We start from the raw sequence: 18,355 nt of genomic DNA, 5'->3' as shown, positions 1-18,355 counted from the left end.
GGGCCTTTTCACTTGGAGCCCTTTAACGGAATCGAACCGTTGACCTTCTCCTTACCATGGAGACGCTCTACCGACTGAGCTAAAAGGGCGGGTTGTTCGGCGGCGTCCTACTCTCCCACAGGGTCCCCCCTGCAGTACCATCGGCGCTGAAAGGCTTAGCTTCCGGGTTCGGAATGTAACCGGGCGTTTCCCTAACGCTATGACCACCGAAACTCTATGAAGTTGAACTCGACCGGCAAAGGGAGTTCATTGCTTCAGAACTAACACAGTGGACGCGAGCAACTGAGGACAAGCCCTCGGCCTATTAGTACCGGTCAGCTCCACCCATTACTGGGCTTCCACATCCGGCCTATCAACCCAGTCGTCTACTGGGAGCCTTACCCTCTCAAGGCGCCAGCGTTCGTCCTGAGCCAGGATCAAACTCTCCGTGAATGTTTACCCGTAACCGGGTGACACTCGCGTTGAGCGGGACGGTCATGCCGGAATGTGGCCGACCGTCCACAGCGTCCTCGCTGTGTATGTTGCCCACCAGCCACAAGGGCCGGCAGGACTTTCAAAGGAACCCTGCCATCCGAAGATGGACGGGGTATCAACTAATCTGGCGTTGATTTTTGGCACGCTGTTGAGTTCTCAAGGAACGGACGCTTCCTTTGTACTCACCCTCTCGGGCTTTCCTCCGGGCTTCCCTTCAGTCTTACGTTTCCGACTCTATCAGATCTTTCCGATCCGATTTCCTCGGTGCTTTCCGGTCCCTTTTGTTTTCACTCCGGGGGCCTTTCGGCGGTTCCGACTTTATCAGAAGATTTCCATCGGATTTCCCGCCTCCCGTGGAAGCGATCTGGCGCACGTCGGCGCCGGGGCTTCCCGTTCTGGCGGAGCCGTAAACGTACTGGAGCGGGGCGCCCCGATGCAAATCGAGGGGCCCCGCTCCGTTGCACTGCAGGTCGGAGGTCAGACCTCGACCACGACCGGGAGGATCATCGGACGCCGGCGGTAGGTGTCGGAGACCCACTTGCCCACGCTGCGGCGGATCAGCTGCTGGAGCTGGTGGGGCTCCACGACGCCGTCCTGGAAGGACTTGTTCAGGGCCTGGTCGATCTTCGGCAGCACCGCGTCGAACGCGGAGTCGTCGATGCCCGAGCCCCGGGCGTGCACGTGCGGACCGCCCACGATCTTGCCCGTCGAGGAGTCGACCACGACGAAGACCGAGATGATGCCCTCCTCGCCGAGGATCCGGCGGTCCTTGAGGGAGGTCTCGGTGACGTCGCCGACCGAGAGCCCGTCCACGTACACGTATCCCGCCTGGACCTTGCCGGTGATGCGGGCGCGGCCGTCGACCAGGTCGACGACGACGCCGTCCTCGGCGATGACGATGTGGTCCTTCGGGATGCCCGTCATCGCGCCGAGCTCGGCGTTGGCGCGCAGGTGGCGCCATTCACCGTGGACCGGCATGAGGTTCTTCGGGCGGCAGATGTTGTAGAAGTACAGCAGCTCGCCGGCCGAGGCGTGGCCCGAGACGTGGACCTTGGCGTTGCCCTTGTGGACGACGTTCGCGCCCCAGCGGGTCAGGCCGTTGATCACGCGGTAGACCGCGTTCTCGTTGCCGGGGATCAGCGACGACGCCAGGATCACCGTGTCGCCGGGGACGATCCGGATCTGGTGGTCGCGGTTGGCCATGCGGGACAGCGCGGCCATCGGCTCGCCCTGGGAACCCGTACAGACGAGCACGACCTCGTCGTCCGGCAGGTCGTCGAGGGTCTTCACGTCCACGACGAGGCCGGCCGGGACCTTGAGGTAGCCCAGGTCACGGGCGATACCCATGTTGCGGACCATCGAGCGGCCGACGAAGGCGACCCGGCGGCCGTACTCGTGGGCGGCGTCGAGGATCTGCTGGATGCGGTGCACGTGGCTGGCGAAGCTGGCCACGATGATGCGCTTCTGGGCGTTCGCGAAGACCGTGCGCAGGACATTGGAGATGTCCTTCTCCGGCGGGACGAAGCCCGGGACCTCGGCGTTCGTGGAGTCCGAGAGGAGGAGGTCGATGCCCTCCTCGCTCAGCCGGGCGAACGCGTGCAGGTCCGTGAGGCGGCCGTCCAGCGGGAGCTGGTCCATCTTGAAGTCGCCGGTGGCGACGGCCATGCCCGCGGGAGTGCGGATGGCGACCGCGAGCGCGTCCGGGATGGAGTGGTTGACCGCGATGAACTCGCAGTCGAACGAGCCGAGGACCTCGCGGTCGCCCTCCTTCACCTCGAGGGTGTAGGGGCGGATGCGGTGCTCCTGGAGCTTGGCCTCGATCAGGGCGAGGGTCAGCTTGGAGCCGATCAGCGGGATGTCCGGCTTGAGCCGGAGCAGGTAGGGGACGGCACCGATGTGGTCCTCGTGGCCGTGCGTGAGCACGATGCCTTCGATGTCGTCGAGGCGGTCCCGGATGATGGTGAAGTCCGGGAGGATCAGGTCGACGCCCGGCTGCTCCTCTTCGGGGAAGAGGACGCCGCAGTCGACGATGAGCAGGCGGCCGTCGAACTCGAAGACCGTCATGTTTCGGCCGATTTCGCCGAGCCCGCCGAGCGGGATGACGCGCAGGGCGCCCTTCGGCAGCTTCGGCGGGGCACCGAGTTCGGGATGCGGATGACTCAAAAGACTCTCCTCACCACGCACGCCACGTACCCCTTGGCACGTGGCGTGCATGACATTCGTGCACTTGCTGTTGTCAGTGTTCAGTTGTGAAGTCCGTTGTCAGAGCTCTACCCCGCCGGCGGCCAGGTCGACCTTGAGCTGCTCGGTCTCGGGGGCGGACAGCTCCACGAGCGGCAGCCGCAGCGGGCCGGCCGGGAGTCCCTGGAGGGCGAGGGCGGCCTTGGTGGTCATGACGCCCTGGGTGCGGAACATCCCGGTGTAGACCGGGAGCAGCTTCTGGTGGATCTCGGTGGCCTTCTGGATCTCGCCGCCCAGGTGGGCGTCGAGGAGGGCGCGGAGCTCCGGGGTGACGACGTGGCCCACGACGGAGACGAAGCCGCAGGCGCCGACCGAGAGCAGGGGCAGGTTGAGCATGTCGTCGCCGGAGTACCAGGCGAGGCCGGAGCGGGCGATGGCCCAGCTGGCGCGGCCGAGGTCGCCCTTGGCGTCCTTGTTGGCGACGACGCGCGGGTGCTCGGCGAGCCGGACGAGCGTCTCGGTGTCGATCGGGACGCCGCTGCGGCCGGGGATGTCGTAGAGCATCACCGGGAGCTCGGTGGCGTCGGCGATGGCCGAGAAGTGCTGGTACAGGCCCTCCTGGGAGGGCTTGTTGTAGTACGGCGTGACGGCGAGGAGGCCGTGCGCGCCGTCGCGCTCGGCGGTGCGGGCGAGGGCGAGGGAGTGGCGGGTGTCGTTGGTGCCGACGCCGGCCACGACGTGGGCGCGGTCGCCGACCGCCTCCAGTACGGCTCGTACCAGCTCCGATTTCTCCGCGTCGCTGGTGGTGGGGGACTCGCCGGTGGTCCCGTTGATGACGAGGCCGTCGTTGCCTGCGTCCACCAGGTGGGTGGCCAGTCGCTGGGCACCGTCGAGGTCGAGTGCGCCGTCCGCCGTGAAGGGCGTGACCATGGCGGTGAGGACCCGCCCGAAGGGGGTCTGCGGAGTGGAGATCGGAGCCATGGGTAACACGCTACTCGCTGCTCAGCGCCGGGTGTCCCCGAGGGGGACAGGAGAAAGGGAGCCCGGCGCTGCCTGCTCGGGGGTTCAGGCAGCGCCGGGTCCGTTTGATCAGCCTAGATGAACTTCGTGAAACGTCGCAATACGGACACTTCGCACGGGTGGTTCGGACATCTGTGCCCTACGGGGCCACACGGCCGTTCTTGTTGAAGGCGCCGTGGGTCAGCGGCATCAGCCGGGCCCAGTGCTCCTCCATCCGCTCGCCGACCATCTCGATCTCCCGCTGCGGGAAGGACGGGACCGCGGCCAGCTCGTGCTGGGTGCGCAGGCCGAGGAAGTGCATCAGCGAGCGGGCGTTGCACGTGGCGTACATCGAGGAGAAGAGACCGACGGGCAGGACCGCGCGGGCGACCTCGCGGGCGACGCCGGCGGCCAGCATCTCCTGGTAGGAGGCGTACGCCTGGCGGTACGAGTCCTCCATCGTGCGGCTGACCAGGTCGTGCTGCTCCTGGGTGCCGTCGACGAAGACGTACTTGCCGGGGCGGCCCTCCTGGACGAGCTTGCGGGAGGCGTCGGGGACGTAGAAGACCGGCTGGAGCTCCCTGTAGCGGCCCGACTCCTCGTTGTACGACCAGCCCACGCGGTGCCGCATGAACTCGCGGAACACGAAGATCGGGGCGCTGATGAAGAAGGTCATCGAGTTGTGCTCGAAGGGGCTGCCGTGGCGGTCCCGCATCAGGTAGTTGATCAGGCCCTTGGAGCGCTCCGGGTCCTTCTGGAGCTCTTCGAGGGACTGCTCGCCCGCCGTGGAGACCCGCGCGGCCCAGAGGACGTCGGAGTCGGCCGCCGCGCTCTTGACCAGCTCGACGGTGATGTCACTCCGCAAGTCGATCTTCACGTTCTCAGTGGGGCTGTCGGTCACCAGCGGTCCTTCCCATCGGTCAATGCAGTCGCCCACTCTAACGACGTCCTACCGGAGGATGAGATTCGGCCGCTTCGGTGAATTCAGGGCACCAAAACCCCGGTCCTGTCGTCTGTACCTGTGACGCATGACGACGACCCGAGGAGAGTGGCCCCGATGTTCAGCCGGAAAGAGCCCGTACCGTTCGCGTTCGTCGCGGAGGCGGACCACTTCCGCAGTAACGTCACTCCACCACCCCGGGAGCGGCTCGGCGCCTCGCAGATCGTGGGCCGCACCCTGCTGGGTCTGACCGTCGTCGCCGGCCTCGCGGGCTCGTTGATCTTCGGGATGCCGTCCCTCCAGGCGGGCGACTCCGCCACTCATCGGCAGCAGTCCGAAGCCTCCGACAACCGCTGAGGTAGCCTCACCGGGCACCGCCCCTTCGAGCGTGCCTGTGAGTGAGGACCTGTCGTGCCCCTGCCCTTTCTGACGGCCGACCGTGCTTTTGACACGACCGACCACGTCGCCCTGCCGTTCGACGACCACGACCAGTGGCGCCGTCCGTACCGGCCGGGGTCCTGGCGGGTCGGGGCGGCGGCGCTCGCGCTGCTGCTCGCCTCGTTCGTCCTCCTCGCCGCGGTGATCATCACCGCGGCCGGGGGATTCAGCGGCGGGGCCGCCACCCTGGCCACCGCCGTGCTCGTCATCCTGGCCGCCCTGCGCATGCTGCGCATGGGGGCCTGGGTGAGCCGCGCCGGGATCCGCCGCGTGGCCTTCTTCAAGACCACCACCGTGCCCTGGGCGAAGGTGATCTCCGTCCGCACCGTGCAGCAGCCGGTGCGCTGGCTGGGGCTCCCCCGTACCGTCCAGGGCCAGGCCCTGGTGCTGGACCGGCGGGACGGCGAGCAGCTGATGCTGCTCACCGACCACAACGCCGACTTCCTCTCCCGCGTCGAGGCCTTCGACCGGGCCGCCGACACGGTCGAGGCCTGGAACGCCGAGTACGGGGTGGCCCCGGTCGCTACGCGCTGACCGGACGGCCCTCGTGGAGGGCGATGGCCCGCTGCATCGCCTTGCGGGCCCGGGGGGTGTCGCGGGCGTCGTAATAGGCGACCGCGAGCCGGAACCAGCAGCGCCAGTCGTCCGGGGTGTCCTCCGTCTCGGCCTTGCGCCGGGCGAAGACCTCGTCGGCCGAGTCGCGGTCGATCCGGCCGCCCTGGGTGCGCTTCAGCTCGTCGACGGGCAGGCCGCCCTCCGCCTCCAGTTCGGTGGCGAGGCGGCCCGCCTGGCGGGCGAACCGGGTGTTCTTCCAGAGGAACCAGCCGCCGACGCCGGGCAGCAGGAACGCCACGGCGCCCATGCCCATGGCCGCCGGCTCGCCCGTGAGGAGGAGCAGGACGCCTTCCATCGCCACCACGCCGAAGACGAGGACGAGCACGGTGGCCAGGAAGACGTACGTGATCTTTCCGCCCATCGCCGTCAGCCCAGGTCCAGGAAGTTCTCCAGGCCGAAGGTGAGGCCCGGAGCGGTGGTGACACGGCGGGCGCCCAGCAGGATGCCCGGCATGAAGCTGGAGTGGTGGAGCGAGTCGTGGCGGACCGTCAGGGTCTCCCCCTCGCCGCCGAGCAGCACCTCCTGGTGGGCCAGCAGGCCCGCGAGGCGTACGGCGTGCACGCGGACGCCGTCGACGTCGGCGCCGCGCGCCCCGTCCAGGGCGGTCGCGGTGGCGTCCGGCTGGGCGCCGAGGCCCGCCTCGGCGCGGGCGGCGGCGATCAGCTGGGCCGTCCGGGTCGCGGTGCCGGAGGGGGCGTCCACCTTGTGCGGGTGGTGCAGTTCGACGACCTCGACGGACTCGAAGTACGGGGCCGCGAGCTGGGCGAACCGCATCGTGAGGACCGCGCCGAGGGAGAAGTTCGGAGCGATGAGGACGCCGGTCTCCGGGGAGGCGGCGAGCCAGGTCCGCAGCTGCGCGAGGCGGTCCTCGGTCCAGCCGGTGGTGCCGACGACGGCGTGCATCCCGTGACGCACGCAGAAGTCGAGGTTCTCCATGACCGAGGCCGGGGTGGTCAGCTCGACGACGACCTGGGCGTCCGCCTCGACGAGGCGCTCCAGCTCGTCGCCGCGGCCGAGGGCCGCGACCAGTTCCATGTCCTCGGCGGCCTCGACGGCCTTGACCGCCTCGGACCCGATGCGGCCCCGTGCACCGAGGACGGCCACGCGCAGCTTGCTCATTGTGTTCCTTAGGTGGGACTCGTGGGTCAGGAGACCGCTTGCTGGAGGCGGTCCGCCTGCTTGTCCTTCAGCGGGCCGATCACCGAGAGCGAGGGCCGCTGGTCCAGTACATCGCGGGCGACCTCGCGGACCTCGTCCGGGGTGACGGCCGCGATCCGGTCCAGCATGTCGTCGACCGACATCTGGGTGCCCCAGCACAGCTCGCTCTTGCCGATGCGGTTCATCAGGGCGCCGGTGTCCTCCAGGCCGAGGACGGTGGATCCGGAGAGCTGGCCGACGGCGCGGGCGATCTCGTCGTCCGTGAGGCCGTCGGAGGCGGCCTTGTGGAGTTCGTCCCGGCAGATCTTCAGGACGTCGTGGACCTGGCCCGGGCGGCAGCCCGCGTAGACCCCGAAGAGGCCGCAGTCGGCGAAGCCCGAGGTGTACGAGTACACGCTGTAGGCCAGGCCGCGCTTCTCGCGGACCTCCTGGAAGAGGCGGGAGGACATGCCGCCGCCGAGGGCGGTGTTCAGCACGCCGAGGGCCCAGCGGCGCTCGTCGGTGCGCGCCAGACCCGGCATGCCGAGGACCACGTGGGCCTGCTCGGTCTTGCGGTTCAGCAGCTCGACGCGGCCCCCCGCGCGCAGGGTGCGCCGGCCGTCGCGGGGGGCGACGGGGACGGCGTCGGTACGGGTGAGGGCGCCGGCCTTCTCGAAGGCGCGGCGGACCTGGCGTACCACCGTGGCGTGGTCGACGTTGCCCGCGGCGGCCACGACCAGGTGGGTCGGGTCGTAGTGCTTCTTGTAGAAGCGGGCGATCTGGCCGCGGCTGAGTCCGTTGACCGTGTCGACGGTGCCGAGGACCGGGCGGCCCAGCGGGGTGTCGCCGAACATGGTCTGGGCGAACAGCTCGTGCACGACGTCGCCGGGGTCGTCCTCGGTCATCGCGATCTCTTCGAGGATCACCCCGCGCTCGGCGTCCACGTCCTCGTCGAGGATGAGGGAGCCCGTGAGCATGTCGCAGACGACGTCGATCGCCAGCGGGAGGTCGGTGTCGAGGACCCGGGCGTAGTAGCAGGTGTACTCCTTCGCCGTGAAGGCGTTCATCTCGCCGCCGACCGCGTCGATCGCGGCGGAGATGTCGAGGGCGGACCGCTGCTGGGTGCCCTTGAAGAGGAGGTGCTCCAGGTAGTGGGTGGCGCCGTTGAGCGCCGGGGTCTCGTCGCGGGATCCGACGTGCGCCCAGATGCCGAAGGTGGCGGAGCGCACGGAGGGGAGGGTCTCGGTGACGATGCGGAGGCCGCCGGGGAGGGTGGTGCGCCGGACGGTGCCGATGCCGTCCCTGCCCGGGAGAAGCGTTTGGGTACGGGCGACGGCCCGCCCCTCCGAGGAGGGGCGGGCCGTCGCGCGGGGACTACGGGACGTCACTGGTCGGTGTCGCCCTTGTCGTCGGCGGCGTCGGCGTTGTCGCCGTCCGCGATCACGGGGATCAGGGACAGCTTGCCGCGCTGGTCGATCTCGGCGATCTCGACCTGGACCTTGGAGCCGATCGCGAGCACGTCCTCGACGTTCTCCACGCGCTTGCCACCGGCGAGCTTGCGGATCTGCGAGATGTGCAGGAGGCCGTCCTTGCCCGGGAGCAGGGAGACGAAGGCACCGAAGGTGGTGGTCTTGACGACCGTGCCCAGGTACCGCTCGCCGACCTCCGGCATGGTCGGGTTGGCGATGCCGTTGATCGTGGCGCGGGCGGCCTCGGCGGCCGGGCCGTCGGCGGCACCGATGTAGATGGTGCCGTCGTCCTCGATCGTGATCTCGGCGCCGGTGTCCTCCTGGATCTGGTTGATCATCTTGCCCTTGGGGCCGATGACCTCACCGATCTTGTCCGTCGGGATCTTGACGGTGATGATGCGCGGCGCGTTCGGGGACATCTCGTCCGGAACGTCGATCGCCTCGTTCATCACGTCGAGGATGTGCAGACGCGCGTCGCGGGCCTGCTTCAGCGCGGCGGCCAGGACCGAGGCGGGGATGCCGTCGAGCTTGGTGTCGAGCTGGAGCGCGGTCACGAACTGCTTCGTGCCGGCGACCTTGAAGTCCATGTCGCCGAAGGCGTCCTCCGCACCGAGGATGTCGGTGAGGGCGACGTAGTGCGTCTTGCCGTCGATCTCCTCGGAGATCAGACCCATGGCGATACCGGCGACGGCGGCCTTGAGGGGCACACCGGCGTTCAGCAGGGACATGGTGGAGGCGCAGACCGAGCCCATCGACGTCGAGCCGTTGGAGCCGAGGGCCTCGGACACCTGACGGATCGCGTAGGGGAACTCCTCGCGGGTCGGGAGGACCGGCACGATGGCGCGCTCGGCGAGGGCGCCGTGGCCGATCTCGCGGCGCTTGGGCGAGCCCACGCGGCCGGTCTCGCCGACGGAGTACGGCGGGAAGTTGTAGTTGTGCATGTAGCGCTTGCGGGTCACCGGGGAGAGGGTGTCCAGCTGCTGCTCCATGCGGAGCATGTTGAGGGTGGTGACGCCCAGGATCTGGGTCTCGCCACGCTCGAACAGCGCCGAGCCGTGCACGCGCGGGATGGCCTCGACCTCGGCCGCGAGCGTACGGATGTCGGTGAGGCCACGGCCGTCGATGCGGACCTTGTCCTTGATGACGCGCTCGCGGACCAGCTTCTTGGTCAGCGCGCGGTAGGCCCCGCCGATCTCCTTCTCGCGGCCCTCGAAGGCCGGGAGGAGCTTCTCGGCGGCGAGCTCCTTGATGCGGTCGAGCTCGGCCTCGCGCTCCTGCTTGCCGGCGATGGTGAGCGCCTTGGTGAGCTCGCCCTTGACGGCGGAGGTGAGGGCCTCCAGGACGTCGTCCTGGTAGTCCAGGAAGACCGGGAACTCGCCGGTGGGCTTGGCGGCCTTGGCGGCGAGGTCCGACTGGGCCTTGCAGAGGGCCTTGATGAAGGGCTTCGCGGCCTCGAGACCGGCGGCCACGACCTCTTCGGTCGGCGCCTCGGCGCCGCCCTTGACGAGCTCGATGGTCTTCTCGGTGGCCTCGGCCTCGACCATCATGATCGCGACGTCGCCGTCCTCCAGGACGCGACCGGCGACGACCATGTCGAAGACGGCGTCCTCGAGCTCGGTGTGCGTCGGGAACGCGACCCACTGGCCCTTGATCAGGGCGACGCGGGTGGCGCCGATCGGGCCGGAGAAGGGCAGGCCCGCCAGGATCGTGGAGGCGGAGGCGGCGTTGATCGCGACCACGTCGTACAGGTGGTCGGGGTTGAGCGCCATGATCGTCTCGACGATCTGGATCTCGTTGCGCAGGCCCTTCTTGAAGGAGGGGCGCAGCGGGCGGTCGATCAGACGGCAGGTGAGGATCGCGTCCTCGGAGGGGCGGCCCTCGCGGCGGAAGAACGAGCCGGGGATCTTGCCGGCCGCGTACTGCCGCTCCTCGACGTCCACCGTGAGGGGGAAGAAGTCGAGCTGGTCCTTGGGTCGCTTCGAGGCGGTGGTCGCCGAAAGGACCATGGTGTCGTCGTCCAGGTAGGCGACGGCGGAGCCGGCGGCCTGCTTGGCCAGACGGCCGGTCTCGAAACGGATGGTGCGGGTGCCGAAGGTGCCGTTGTCGATGACGGCCTCGGCGTAGTGGGTCTCGTTCTCCACTAGTGGTTTCTCCTACGTGTTCGTCTTTGCGTCCGGGGCCCGTGTGGCCGGGGACGGTGTACGACGGGGGCGGAGGAGCGCGCCTCGGGTGCGGGCCGGTCTTCGATCGAAGCACCCGGGGAGTCGTTCCCGGGGGCCACTACCGAGGACCGGCGGCGAGCCGGCGGCTCCTCGCTCGTCGTCATGGGTTGGTGCGACCAGCCTACGGGCCGATGCGCACTTTGTGCACGTACAGCAAAGGGAGCGGCCCCCTGAAAGGGGGAACCGCTCCCTCGTCACCTGCTTACTTGGCGCCGCCGGCCGCACCGCGGCGGATGCCGAGGCGGTCGACCAGCGCACGGAAGCGCTGGATGTCCTTCTTGGCCAGGTACTGCAGGAGGCGGCGGCGCTGGCCGACCAGGATCAGCAGGCCACGACGGGAGTGGTGGTCGTGCTTGTGCTGCTTGAGGTGCTCGGTCAGGTCCGAGATGCGACGGGACAGCATCGCGACCTGGACCTCGGGAGAGCCGGTGTCGCCCTCCTTGGTGCCGAACTCGGTCATGATCTGCTTCTTGACAGCGGCGTCGAGAGCCACGCGGATCTCCTCTTGAGGTGTTCGTGCGCCCGCGAGTGCCCCTGGTCTAGGTCTCAGGGGAAGCTTCCGTGACTCGGCAGGCGAAGGTCCGATGGGCGCAGCTTCCAGAGGATTCCGGGAGCGCGTACACAAACGGCCGTCACACAGCCTACCAGCTCGCCGGAGCGCTCCCGGATCGGTCCCGGAGCGCTCCCGGATCGGTCCCTTACTTGCTGGTCAGGGAGCGGACCGTGGAGAAGACGTCGAGGACGGCGAGGCAGAGCGGGACGAGGGAGAGGAGGACGAAGCCCTCCGCGAGGTCGAGGAGGCGGCCCCAGAAGGGGGAGAGTCCCTTCCTCGGGATGATCAGGCCGATCGCGGTGATCAGCGCGGCTCCGGCGGCGACGGAGGCGGTGAGCCAGATGGTGCGGATGTCGAGGCCGCCGCGGTCGCCGTAGAGGAGGAGGTCCCTGACCAGGTCGGCCGGCGGGTTGAGGGAGAGGCCGAGGACGAGGAGCGCGATGGCCGCGATGCCGGCGACGAGGACGCAGACGACCTGCGAGGTGTAGCGGAAGAGGCGGGCGCGCAGCAGCATCGCCAGGCCGGCGGCGAGGGCGAGGAGCTGGCCCCAGACGTTTCCGGCGAAGCCGAGGACGGCGGCGGAGCCGACGACGACCGCGGCGCAGCCGCCGACCAGGCCGAGGAGCATCTCGTGGCCGCGGCGGGCCTGGAGCGCGATGCGCTCGCCGTCGACGGGCTGCGGGTCGTCGCCGGCCGGCTGCTGCGGGTCGGCGTGGAACTCCTCGTCGGCGGCGCTGCGGGGGGCGGCGTAGCCGATGGGGAGCCGGGCGAAGCGGGCGGAGAGGCCGGGCAGGAAGGCGACGAGGCCGATGGAGACGGGGGCGCAGACGGCGGCCGTCTCGGTGGCGGTGGACTCGGTGAGGATCGCCGTGAAGGTGGCGAGGGTGCCGACGGTGGCCAGGAAGGTGGCGGCGACGAAGGGGGCGTCTCCGCTGGGGGTGAGCGCGACGAGCGCCACGGAGGCGACGAGGACGGTGACGCAGCCGAGCAGGAACTGGAGGCGGCCGGGTCCCTGGCCGGGGTCGGGGCCGACGATGCCGGAGCCGGCGATGAGCAGCAGCGGCAGCGCGCCGAGGCCGAGGGCGACGGCGGTGGCCCGGTCGCCGTACACGCGGGCGCGGACGCCGGCGAAGGCGGTGAGGAGGAGGCCGGCGGCGCCCGCGATGATTCCGGGGAGGCTGTGCATGTCGTGCCGGACGGGGTCCGCGAACCAGAGCACGAAGCCCATGAGGACGAGGAGCAGCACGCCGCCGAGGAGTCCGGCGCCGCGGAGCAGTTCGTCGCTCCACAGGTGCCGGTCGCGGGTGACGGCGGAGGCGACGGCGTCGGACACGTCGTCGTAGACGGCCGGCGGGAGCGACTGGGCGAACGGGCGCAGGGAGAGCACCTCGCCGTCGAGGACCTGTTGGGCGGCGAGGGTGCGGGACCCGTCGAGGACGGAGCCGTCCCGGCGGACCAGGTGGTAGCCCGTGGGCGTACCGGCCGCCTGCGTCTGGCCGGTGAGGCGCAGGATCTCCGGGTAGACGTCGGCGACGGCGATGTCCTCGGGGAGCGCGACGTCGATGCGGCTGTCCGGCGCCACGACGGTGACGCGGCAGAAACCGGTCGCTGCGGTCGTACTCACGTGTCTGGACCCCCTGATTCGCGGTTGCGCACGATGCGCGCGCCACCCTACCGGGGACGGCGGGTGAGGGCTGCAAGTAGGATCGCCGTCCCATGGGGGAAGTCCGTGTGCCCGGCTGCCGACAGGGGTGCCGGGCGGCTGCTCCCGCCACGAGCCCACCTCCAACGAGGGATTGATGCGCCGGTGAGCCAGATCGTCGTCAAACGCCCGCCGAGGTCTCTTCCGCCGGAAGTGCCCGGTGGGGAACTGGTCCTGGAGTCTCCGCCGGAACTCCCGCGGGGACAGCAGGACTCGGCGCTGATGCAGCTCCTGCCGATGCTCGGCATGGGTTCCTCGGTGGTGTTCTTCTTCATGACGCCGTCGCCGATCATGCGGATCATGGGCACGCTGATGCTCGCCTCGACGGTCGCGATGGCCGTCGCCCAGTTCGTGAGATTCCGTCGCGGTACGCAGGGGCAAATGTCAGATGTCCGCCGCGACTACCTCAAATACCTCGCGCAGACCCGGCGTACGGTGCGGCGCACGGCGCACAAGCAGCGGGACGCTCAGCTGTATCTGCACCCGGCGCCCGAGCAGTTGTGGTCGGTGGTGGCCGAGGGTTCGCGGGTGTGGGAGCGCCGGGTCGGCGACCACGACTTCGGGCAGGCGCGGATAGGTCTCGGGGCGCAGCAGCTGGCGACGCCGCTGGTGGCCCCGGACACCGCGCCGGTGGACGAGCTGGAGCCGCTGTGCGCGGGTGCGATGCAGCAGTTCCTCGCGGTGCACGGCACCCTGGACGGGCTGCCGATGGCGGTCTCGATGCGGGCGTTCTACCACGTGACGGTGTCCGGTGAGCCCGAGTCGGCGCAGGCGGCGGCGCGTGCCCTGGTGGCGCAGCTGGTGACGCTGCACTCCCCCGACGACCTGATGCTGGCCGTGATCGCGGCCCGTTCGGCGCAGGACCGGTGGGACTGGACGAAGTGGCTGCCGCACACGCAGGTGTCGGGTCAGCCCAACGGCTACGACGGGGCCGGGACGAAGCGGCTGTTCGGCGACGACCTCACCGAGGTCGAGCAGTTGATGCGCTCGAAGCTGGACGGGCGTCCGCGGTTCTCCCGGGACAACCAGCCGGTGCTCGACCAGCCGCACGTGGTCGTGGTGCTGGACTCCCACTCCACCCGCGGCGGGATGGTGCCGCCGGACTCGCTGCTCGCGGCGGCCGAGGGTCTTCAGGGCGTGACGATCGTGGAGGTCGTCTCCGGTGACCTCGACGAGCCGCGCGGTGGTCTCTCGGTGGTCGTGCGGCCGGGTCGGCTGCGGCTGGAGTCGGGGGGCGGTTTCGCGTACGAGGGTCTGCCGGACGGCATCTCGCTGCCGGCGGCGGAGGCGCTGGCCCGTCAGCTGGCGCCGCTGCGGATGGGCGGCGGGGACGACGACGAGCCGCTGCTCGCGAATCTGGACTTCACGGATCTGCTGAGCCTGGGCGACGCGGCGTCGGTGGACGTGGCGCGGACCTGGCGGCCGCGTTCGGTGGCCGAGCGGCTGCGCGTCCCGATCGGTGTGGGCGAGGACGGCCAGCCGGTCATGCTCGACCTGAAGGAGGCCGCGCAGGAGGGCATGGGGCCGCACGGCCTGTGCGTGGGCGCCACGGGTTCCGGCAAGTCGGAGCTGCTGCGGACGCTGGTGCTGGGTCTCGCGGTGACGCACTCCTCGGAGACGCTGAACTTCGTCCTCGCGGACTTCAAGGGCGGCGCGACCTTCGCGGGCATGTCGCAGATGCCGCACGTGGCGGCGGTCATCACCAACCTGTCCGACGACCTGACGCTCGTCGACCGCATGGGCGACGCCATCCGCGGCGAGCTGCAGCGGCGTCAGGAGCTGCTGCGGTCCGCGGGCAACTACGCCAACATCCACGACTACGAGAAGGCGCGGGCGGCGGGCGCCCCGCTGGAGCCGCTGGCCTCGCTGGTCCTGGTGATCGACGAGTTCTCCGAACTCCTCACCGCCAAGCCGGACTTCATCGACATGTTCATCCAGATCGGCCGGATCGGCCGGTCCCTGGGTGTGCACCTGCTGCTCGCCTCGCAGCGTCTGGAGGAGGGCAAGCTCCGCGGCCTGGACACGTACCTCTCGTACCGGATCGGTCTGCGGACCTTCTCCGCGGCGGAGTCGCGGACCGCGATCGGCGTGCCGGACGCGTACCACCTGCCCTCGGTGCCCGGCTCGGGCTATCTGAAGTTCGGTACGGACGAGATGACCCGTTTCAAGGCGGCGTACGTCTCGGGCACCTACCGGACGGGCGGGCCGCGCCTGGAGGTCGGGCACATGCCGGTGGAGCGGCGTCCCGCGCTGTTCACGGCCGCGCCCGTGCCGGTGGTGTACGCGGCGCCGGACCCGGCGTACCTGACGCAGCGGCGGGCGGAGGAGGACGACGCGCTCGCGGACACGGTCCTCGACGTGATCGTGCGCCGGCTGGAGGGCCAGGGAGTGCCCGCGCACCAGGTGTGGCTGCCGCCGCTGGACCAGGCGCCGTCGCTCGACCAGCTGCTGCCGGGCCTGGCGCAGACCGCGGACCGGGGGCTGACGGCGACCGAGTACACGCGCCAGGGCGGGCTCACGGTGCCGCTCGGTCTCATCGACAAGCCCTTCGAGCAGCGGCGCGAGGTGCTGTACCGGGACTTCTCGGGGGCGGCGGGCCACATGATGGTGGTCGGCGGTCCGCAGTCCGGCAAGTCGACGATGATGCGGACGCTCGTCTCCTCGTTCGCGCTCACCCACACGCCGGCGGAGGTGCAGTTCTACTGCCTGGACTTCGGTGGCGGCGGCATGGTGTCGCTGGCCGACCTGCCGCACGTCGGCGGCGTGGCGTCCCGGCTGGACCCGGAGCGGGTGCGACGGACGATCGCCGAGGTGGTGGGCGTGCTGAACCGGCGTGAGGAGTTCTTCCGCTCGCACTCCATCGACTCGATCGCGACCTACCGGCGCAAGCGGGCCGCGGGCGAACTGCCCGGCGAGGCCTGGGGCGACGTCTTCCTGGTCGTGGACGGCTGGGGCGGTTTCCGCAACGACTACGACACGCTGGAGCCGGTCGTGTCCGACATCGCGGCGCGCGGTCTCGGGTACGGCATCCACGTGGTGATCACCGCCGCCCGTTACATGGAGGTGCGGGCGGCGCTCAAGGACCAGATGCTGGGCCGGCTCGAACTGCGACTCGGTGACGTCATGGACTCCGAGTTCGACCGCAAGGTCGCGGCGAACGTGCCGGCCGGTGTGCCGGGCCGCGGCCAGGTGCCGGAGAAGCTGCACTTCATGGGCGCGCTGCCGCGGATCGACGGATCGAGTTCGGCGGCCGACCTGTCGGACGGCACGGCGGCGTTCGTACGGTCCGTGCAGGCCTCGTGGGCCGGCGCGCCGGCCCCGGAGGTGCGGCTGCTGCCGCGCAAGCTGCCGGCCGACCGGCTGCCGAAGGGCTTCGAGTACCCGCAGCACGGCATCGCGATCGGCATCGACGAGACGAACCTGGAGCCGGTGTTCGTCGACTTCGAGACGGACCCGTTCTTCATGGTGTTCGGCGAGAGCGAGTCCGGCAAGACGGCGCTGCTCCGGCTCATCGCCAAGCAGCTGTGCGAGCGGTACACGCCCGAGCAGGCGCGGATCGTGGTCGGCGACTACCGGCGGACGATGCTGGAGGCGGTCGCGCCCTCGCACCTCCTGGAGTACGCGCCGATGGCCTCGGCCATGCAGATGCACATGGACGCGATCAACACGGTGATGACGAAGCGGGCGCCCAAGCCCGACATCACCCCACAGCAGCTGCGGGACCGCAGCTGGTGGACGGGTCCGCAACTGTTCGTCCTGGTGGACGACTTCGAGCTGGTGGCCACCAACTCGGGGAACCCGCTGGCGGTCCTGGTGGAGAACCTGCCGTTCGCGCGGGATGTCGGCATCCGGTTCATCGTGGCGCGCAGCGCCGGTGGCGCCTCCCGGGCGATGTACGAGCCGTTCATGCAGCGGGTGAAGGAGCTGGGCGCGCAGGGCGTCATACTCTCCGGCGACCCGCAGGAGGGCGACATCCTGGGCGGTGTCCGCGCGCGGCCGATGCCGCCGGGCCGGGGCACGTTCGTGTCCCGCAAGCGGGGTACGCCGCTGGTGCAGCTCGGCTGGCTGCCCGAGCAGCACTGATGGCGCGGCACCGACGGACAGAGCGGCGCTGACGGAGCGGGCCGGACCGGCGGGTGGATTCCCGCCGTCCGGCCGCGGCGGTCCGACTACTGTGGGTGGGACCGCCGTACCACCGCGAAAGGGAACGCGCCGATGACCGAGGCAGACACGAGCACGACCGGCGCCGAGGGCGCCGCCGCGGCGGCCGCGGCCGCCGAGAAGCAGCGCCAGAAGGACGAGCTGTACGCGCTCGACATCTCGGACGCCGTGTGGGAGGGCGCTCCCGGGACGAACCCGGACGAGGAGCGGGTGGAGATCGCGAAGCTGCCCGAGGGGGCCGTGGCGATGCGTTCGTCCCTCGACAAGGACACGGTGCTGCGGTACACGAAGGCCGAGTGGGACGCGTTCGTCCTCGGGGCCAGGGCCGGCGAGTTCGACCTGCGCTGAGCCGCGGACACGCGTGAGGGGGTGGCCCGTCGTACGGGCCACCCCCTCACGCGTGCGTGCCTGGTGTCACATGCGGAACCGGGCGGCGTTGCCGCGGTCGGTGTCCTGGTAGCCGATGACCGACTCGTCGAGGAGCTGGGCGATGCGCGCCAGGTCCTGGTTCATGCCGGCCATGTCGCGGGTCAGGCGGTCCTGGGTCTCGCGGTACGCGATCTTCGCCTCACCCTCCCAGTTGCCGGCGACGCGGTTGACCTCGGCCATGAGGTCGTCCAGCTTCTGGGTGAGGGTGGTGGAGGTCAGCCGGGTGTCGGCCGCCGCCTGCGTCACGGTGTCGTAATTGACCGCAGTGGTCATGGTGTTGACTCCTGGAGTGAGAAGTGGCCCGGTGGACTGGTCGAGTGGCTCAGACGCCGAGGATGGCGCTCGAGTTGCCGCCGGAACCGCCACTGGTGTCCATCGAACGGAAGGACCGCAGGCGGTCCTCCTCCTCGCGCGAGAACCCGTCGGCGCTCATGCGCATCATCTCTTCGAGGTTCGCGAGCTCCTGGCGCATGCTGCGCAGGCGCTGGTTCAGGTCGTTCTGGACCCGGTCGTACTCCTTGCTCGCAGCACCCTGCCAGCCCGCCTGGACGCGGTCCACCACACTGTTGAGAGAGGTGATGCGGGACTGGAGCTCGTCCGAGAAGTCCTGGATCCGGCCGGCGAGCTTGACTTGTTCGGCACTGGTTACGTTCAGGTCTTTCGACATCTTGCCCCTTCTTCCTTCGGTGACGTCGACGGCGGGGCCGTCGGGCCATCCGGTCGTGATGCGGACGGGAATCTTCTGATGCCGCCCCCGTGCTGGGATCGCACTGCCGTGCGCCCCGCGGTCACTTTAGCCATTGACGGCGGCAGTTCCAACTGCAAAGCGGGGTCGGGATACTTGGCCGACACGCCGGTCAACGGACCCCTCTTCCGCGGCGGCTGTCGCGGATCACGACGGCGGTCCCGGCGACCACGGCCACCAGGACGACACCGATCCCCAACGTGTAGGTGGCGAGCCGTTCGGAGCGCTCCTGGGGCGTCTCCGACAGCGCCAGACGGGCCGGCTCGGGGGCCGGCGGCCGGGGCGGGCGC

Annotated in this window: 15 protein-coding genes, 1 tRNA gene and 1 rRNA gene; 4 read left to right on the top strand and 13 right to left on the bottom strand. The window is 69.9% G+C overall.

The annotated features are described in order from the left end of the window. Window positions 1-13 precede the first annotated feature (13 nt). The 5 genes from EAO70_RS33085 to thyX form a co-directional block, all read right to left on the bottom strand. A tRNA-Thr gene (locus EAO70_RS33085) sits at window positions 14-89 on the bottom strand. 5 nt (window positions 90-94) lie between these two features. Beyond that, a 5S ribosomal RNA gene (gene rrf / locus EAO70_RS33080) occupies window positions 95-211 on the bottom strand. A 740-nt stretch (window positions 212-951) separates the two neighbouring features. Further along, the gene (locus EAO70_RS33075; RefSeq protein WP_148006435.1) at window positions 952-2,637 is read right to left on the bottom strand and encodes a ribonuclease J; all 1,686 of its coding nucleotides are present in this window, start codon (window positions 2,635-2,637) and stop codon (window positions 952-954) included. Between the two features lie 99 nt (window positions 2,638-2,736). Continuing rightward, on the bottom strand, window positions 2,737-3,636 hold the full coding sequence (dapA, locus tag EAO70_RS33070; RefSeq protein WP_148006434.1) for a 4-hydroxy-tetrahydrodipicolinate synthase: 900 nt from the start codon (window positions 3,634-3,636) through the stop codon (window positions 2,737-2,739). A gap of 178 nt (window positions 3,637-3,814) precedes the next feature. Beyond that, window positions 3,815-4,555, bottom strand: a complete 741-nt coding sequence (thyX, locus tag EAO70_RS33065; protein ID WP_148006433.1) for an FAD-dependent thymidylate synthase — start codon at window positions 4,553-4,555, stop codon at window positions 3,815-3,817. Between the two features lie 156 nt (window positions 4,556-4,711). Between thyX and EAO70_RS33060 the strand changes: the two genes are divergently transcribed. After that, window positions 4,712-4,951, top strand: a complete 240-nt coding sequence (locus tag EAO70_RS33060; protein WP_148006432.1) for a hypothetical protein — start codon at window positions 4,712-4,714, stop codon at window positions 4,949-4,951. A gap of 54 nt (window positions 4,952-5,005) precedes the next feature. Next, window positions 5,006-5,566, top strand: coding sequence for a PH domain-containing protein (locus EAO70_RS33055; protein ID WP_148006431.1), 561 nt, complete (start codon window positions 5,006-5,008; stop codon window positions 5,564-5,566). Here EAO70_RS33055 and EAO70_RS33050 read toward each other — a convergent pair. The 6 genes from EAO70_RS33050 to eccD all read right to left on the bottom strand — a co-directional run bounded on the left by EAO70_RS33050 (window position 5,556) and on the right by eccD (window position 12,652). Next, on the bottom strand, window positions 5,556-6,008 hold the full coding sequence (locus tag EAO70_RS33050) for a tetratricopeptide repeat protein (RefSeq protein WP_148006430.1): 453 nt from the start codon (window positions 6,006-6,008) through the stop codon (window positions 5,556-5,558). The two genes, EAO70_RS33055 and EAO70_RS33050, sit on opposite strands and share 11 nt — an antisense overlap. A gap of 5 nt (window positions 6,009-6,013) precedes the next feature. Beyond that, the gene (dapB, locus tag EAO70_RS33045) at window positions 6,014-6,766 is read right to left on the bottom strand and encodes a 4-hydroxy-tetrahydrodipicolinate reductase (RefSeq protein ID WP_148006429.1); all 753 of its coding nucleotides are present in this window, start codon (window positions 6,764-6,766) and stop codon (window positions 6,014-6,016) included. Window positions 6,767-6,792: 26 nt separating this feature from the next. After that, the gene (locus EAO70_RS33040) at window positions 6,793-8,172 is read right to left on the bottom strand and encodes a M16 family metallopeptidase (protein WP_148006428.1); all 1,380 of its coding nucleotides are present in this window, start codon (window positions 8,170-8,172) and stop codon (window positions 6,793-6,795) included. Continuing rightward, on the bottom strand, window positions 8,169-10,394 hold the full coding sequence (locus EAO70_RS33035) for a polyribonucleotide nucleotidyltransferase (RefSeq protein WP_148006427.1): 2,226 nt from the start codon (window positions 10,392-10,394) through the stop codon (window positions 8,169-8,171). Before EAO70_RS33035 ends, EAO70_RS33040 begins: the two co-directional genes overlap by 4 nt. A gap of 283 nt (window positions 10,395-10,677) precedes the next feature. Further along, the gene (gene rpsO / locus EAO70_RS33030; protein WP_056565800.1) at window positions 10,678-10,968 is read right to left on the bottom strand and encodes a 30S ribosomal protein S15; all 291 of its coding nucleotides are present in this window, start codon (window positions 10,966-10,968) and stop codon (window positions 10,678-10,680) included. 205 nt (window positions 10,969-11,173) lie between these two features. Continuing rightward, window positions 11,174-12,652, bottom strand: coding sequence for a type VII secretion integral membrane protein EccD (gene eccD, locus EAO70_RS33025; RefSeq protein ID WP_148006426.1), 1,479 nt, complete (start codon window positions 12,650-12,652; stop codon window positions 11,174-11,176). A 183-nt stretch (window positions 12,653-12,835) separates the two neighbouring features. On the opposite strand from eccD, the gene eccCa reads away from it, so the two are divergent. Continuing rightward, on the top strand, window positions 12,836-16,813 hold the full coding sequence (gene eccCa, locus EAO70_RS33020; RefSeq protein ID WP_148006425.1) for a type VII secretion protein EccCa: 3,978 nt from the start codon (window positions 12,836-12,838) through the stop codon (window positions 16,811-16,813). A gap of 132 nt (window positions 16,814-16,945) precedes the next feature. After that, window positions 16,946-17,239: a DUF397 domain-containing protein gene (locus tag EAO70_RS33015; RefSeq protein ID WP_148006424.1), complete on the top strand. Its 294-nt coding sequence runs from the start codon at window positions 16,946-16,948 to the stop codon at window positions 17,237-17,239. Between the two features lie 66 nt (window positions 17,240-17,305). Here EAO70_RS33015 and EAO70_RS33010 read toward each other — a convergent pair whose 3' ends face one another. Next, entirely contained in the window at window positions 17,306-17,593 is a 288-nt protein-coding gene (locus EAO70_RS33010) for a WXG100 family type VII secretion target (protein ID WP_148006423.1), read from the bottom strand. Window positions 17,594-17,642: 49 nt separating this feature from the next. Beyond that, complete coding sequence (locus tag EAO70_RS33005; RefSeq protein ID WP_148006422.1) at window positions 17,643-17,987, bottom strand: WXG100 family type VII secretion target; 345 nt, start codon at window positions 17,985-17,987, stop codon at window positions 17,643-17,645. Between the last annotated feature and the right edge of the window lie 368 nt (window positions 17,988-18,355).

Origin of the sequence: Streptomyces sp. adm13(2018) (genome assembly GCF_008042145.1) — a bacterium.
Classification (GTDB): domain Bacteria; phylum Actinomycetota; class Actinomycetes; order Streptomycetales; family Streptomycetaceae; genus Streptomyces.
Note: the sequence above shows the minus strand (reverse complement) of the source record. Positions and strands in the feature narration are given on the sequence as shown.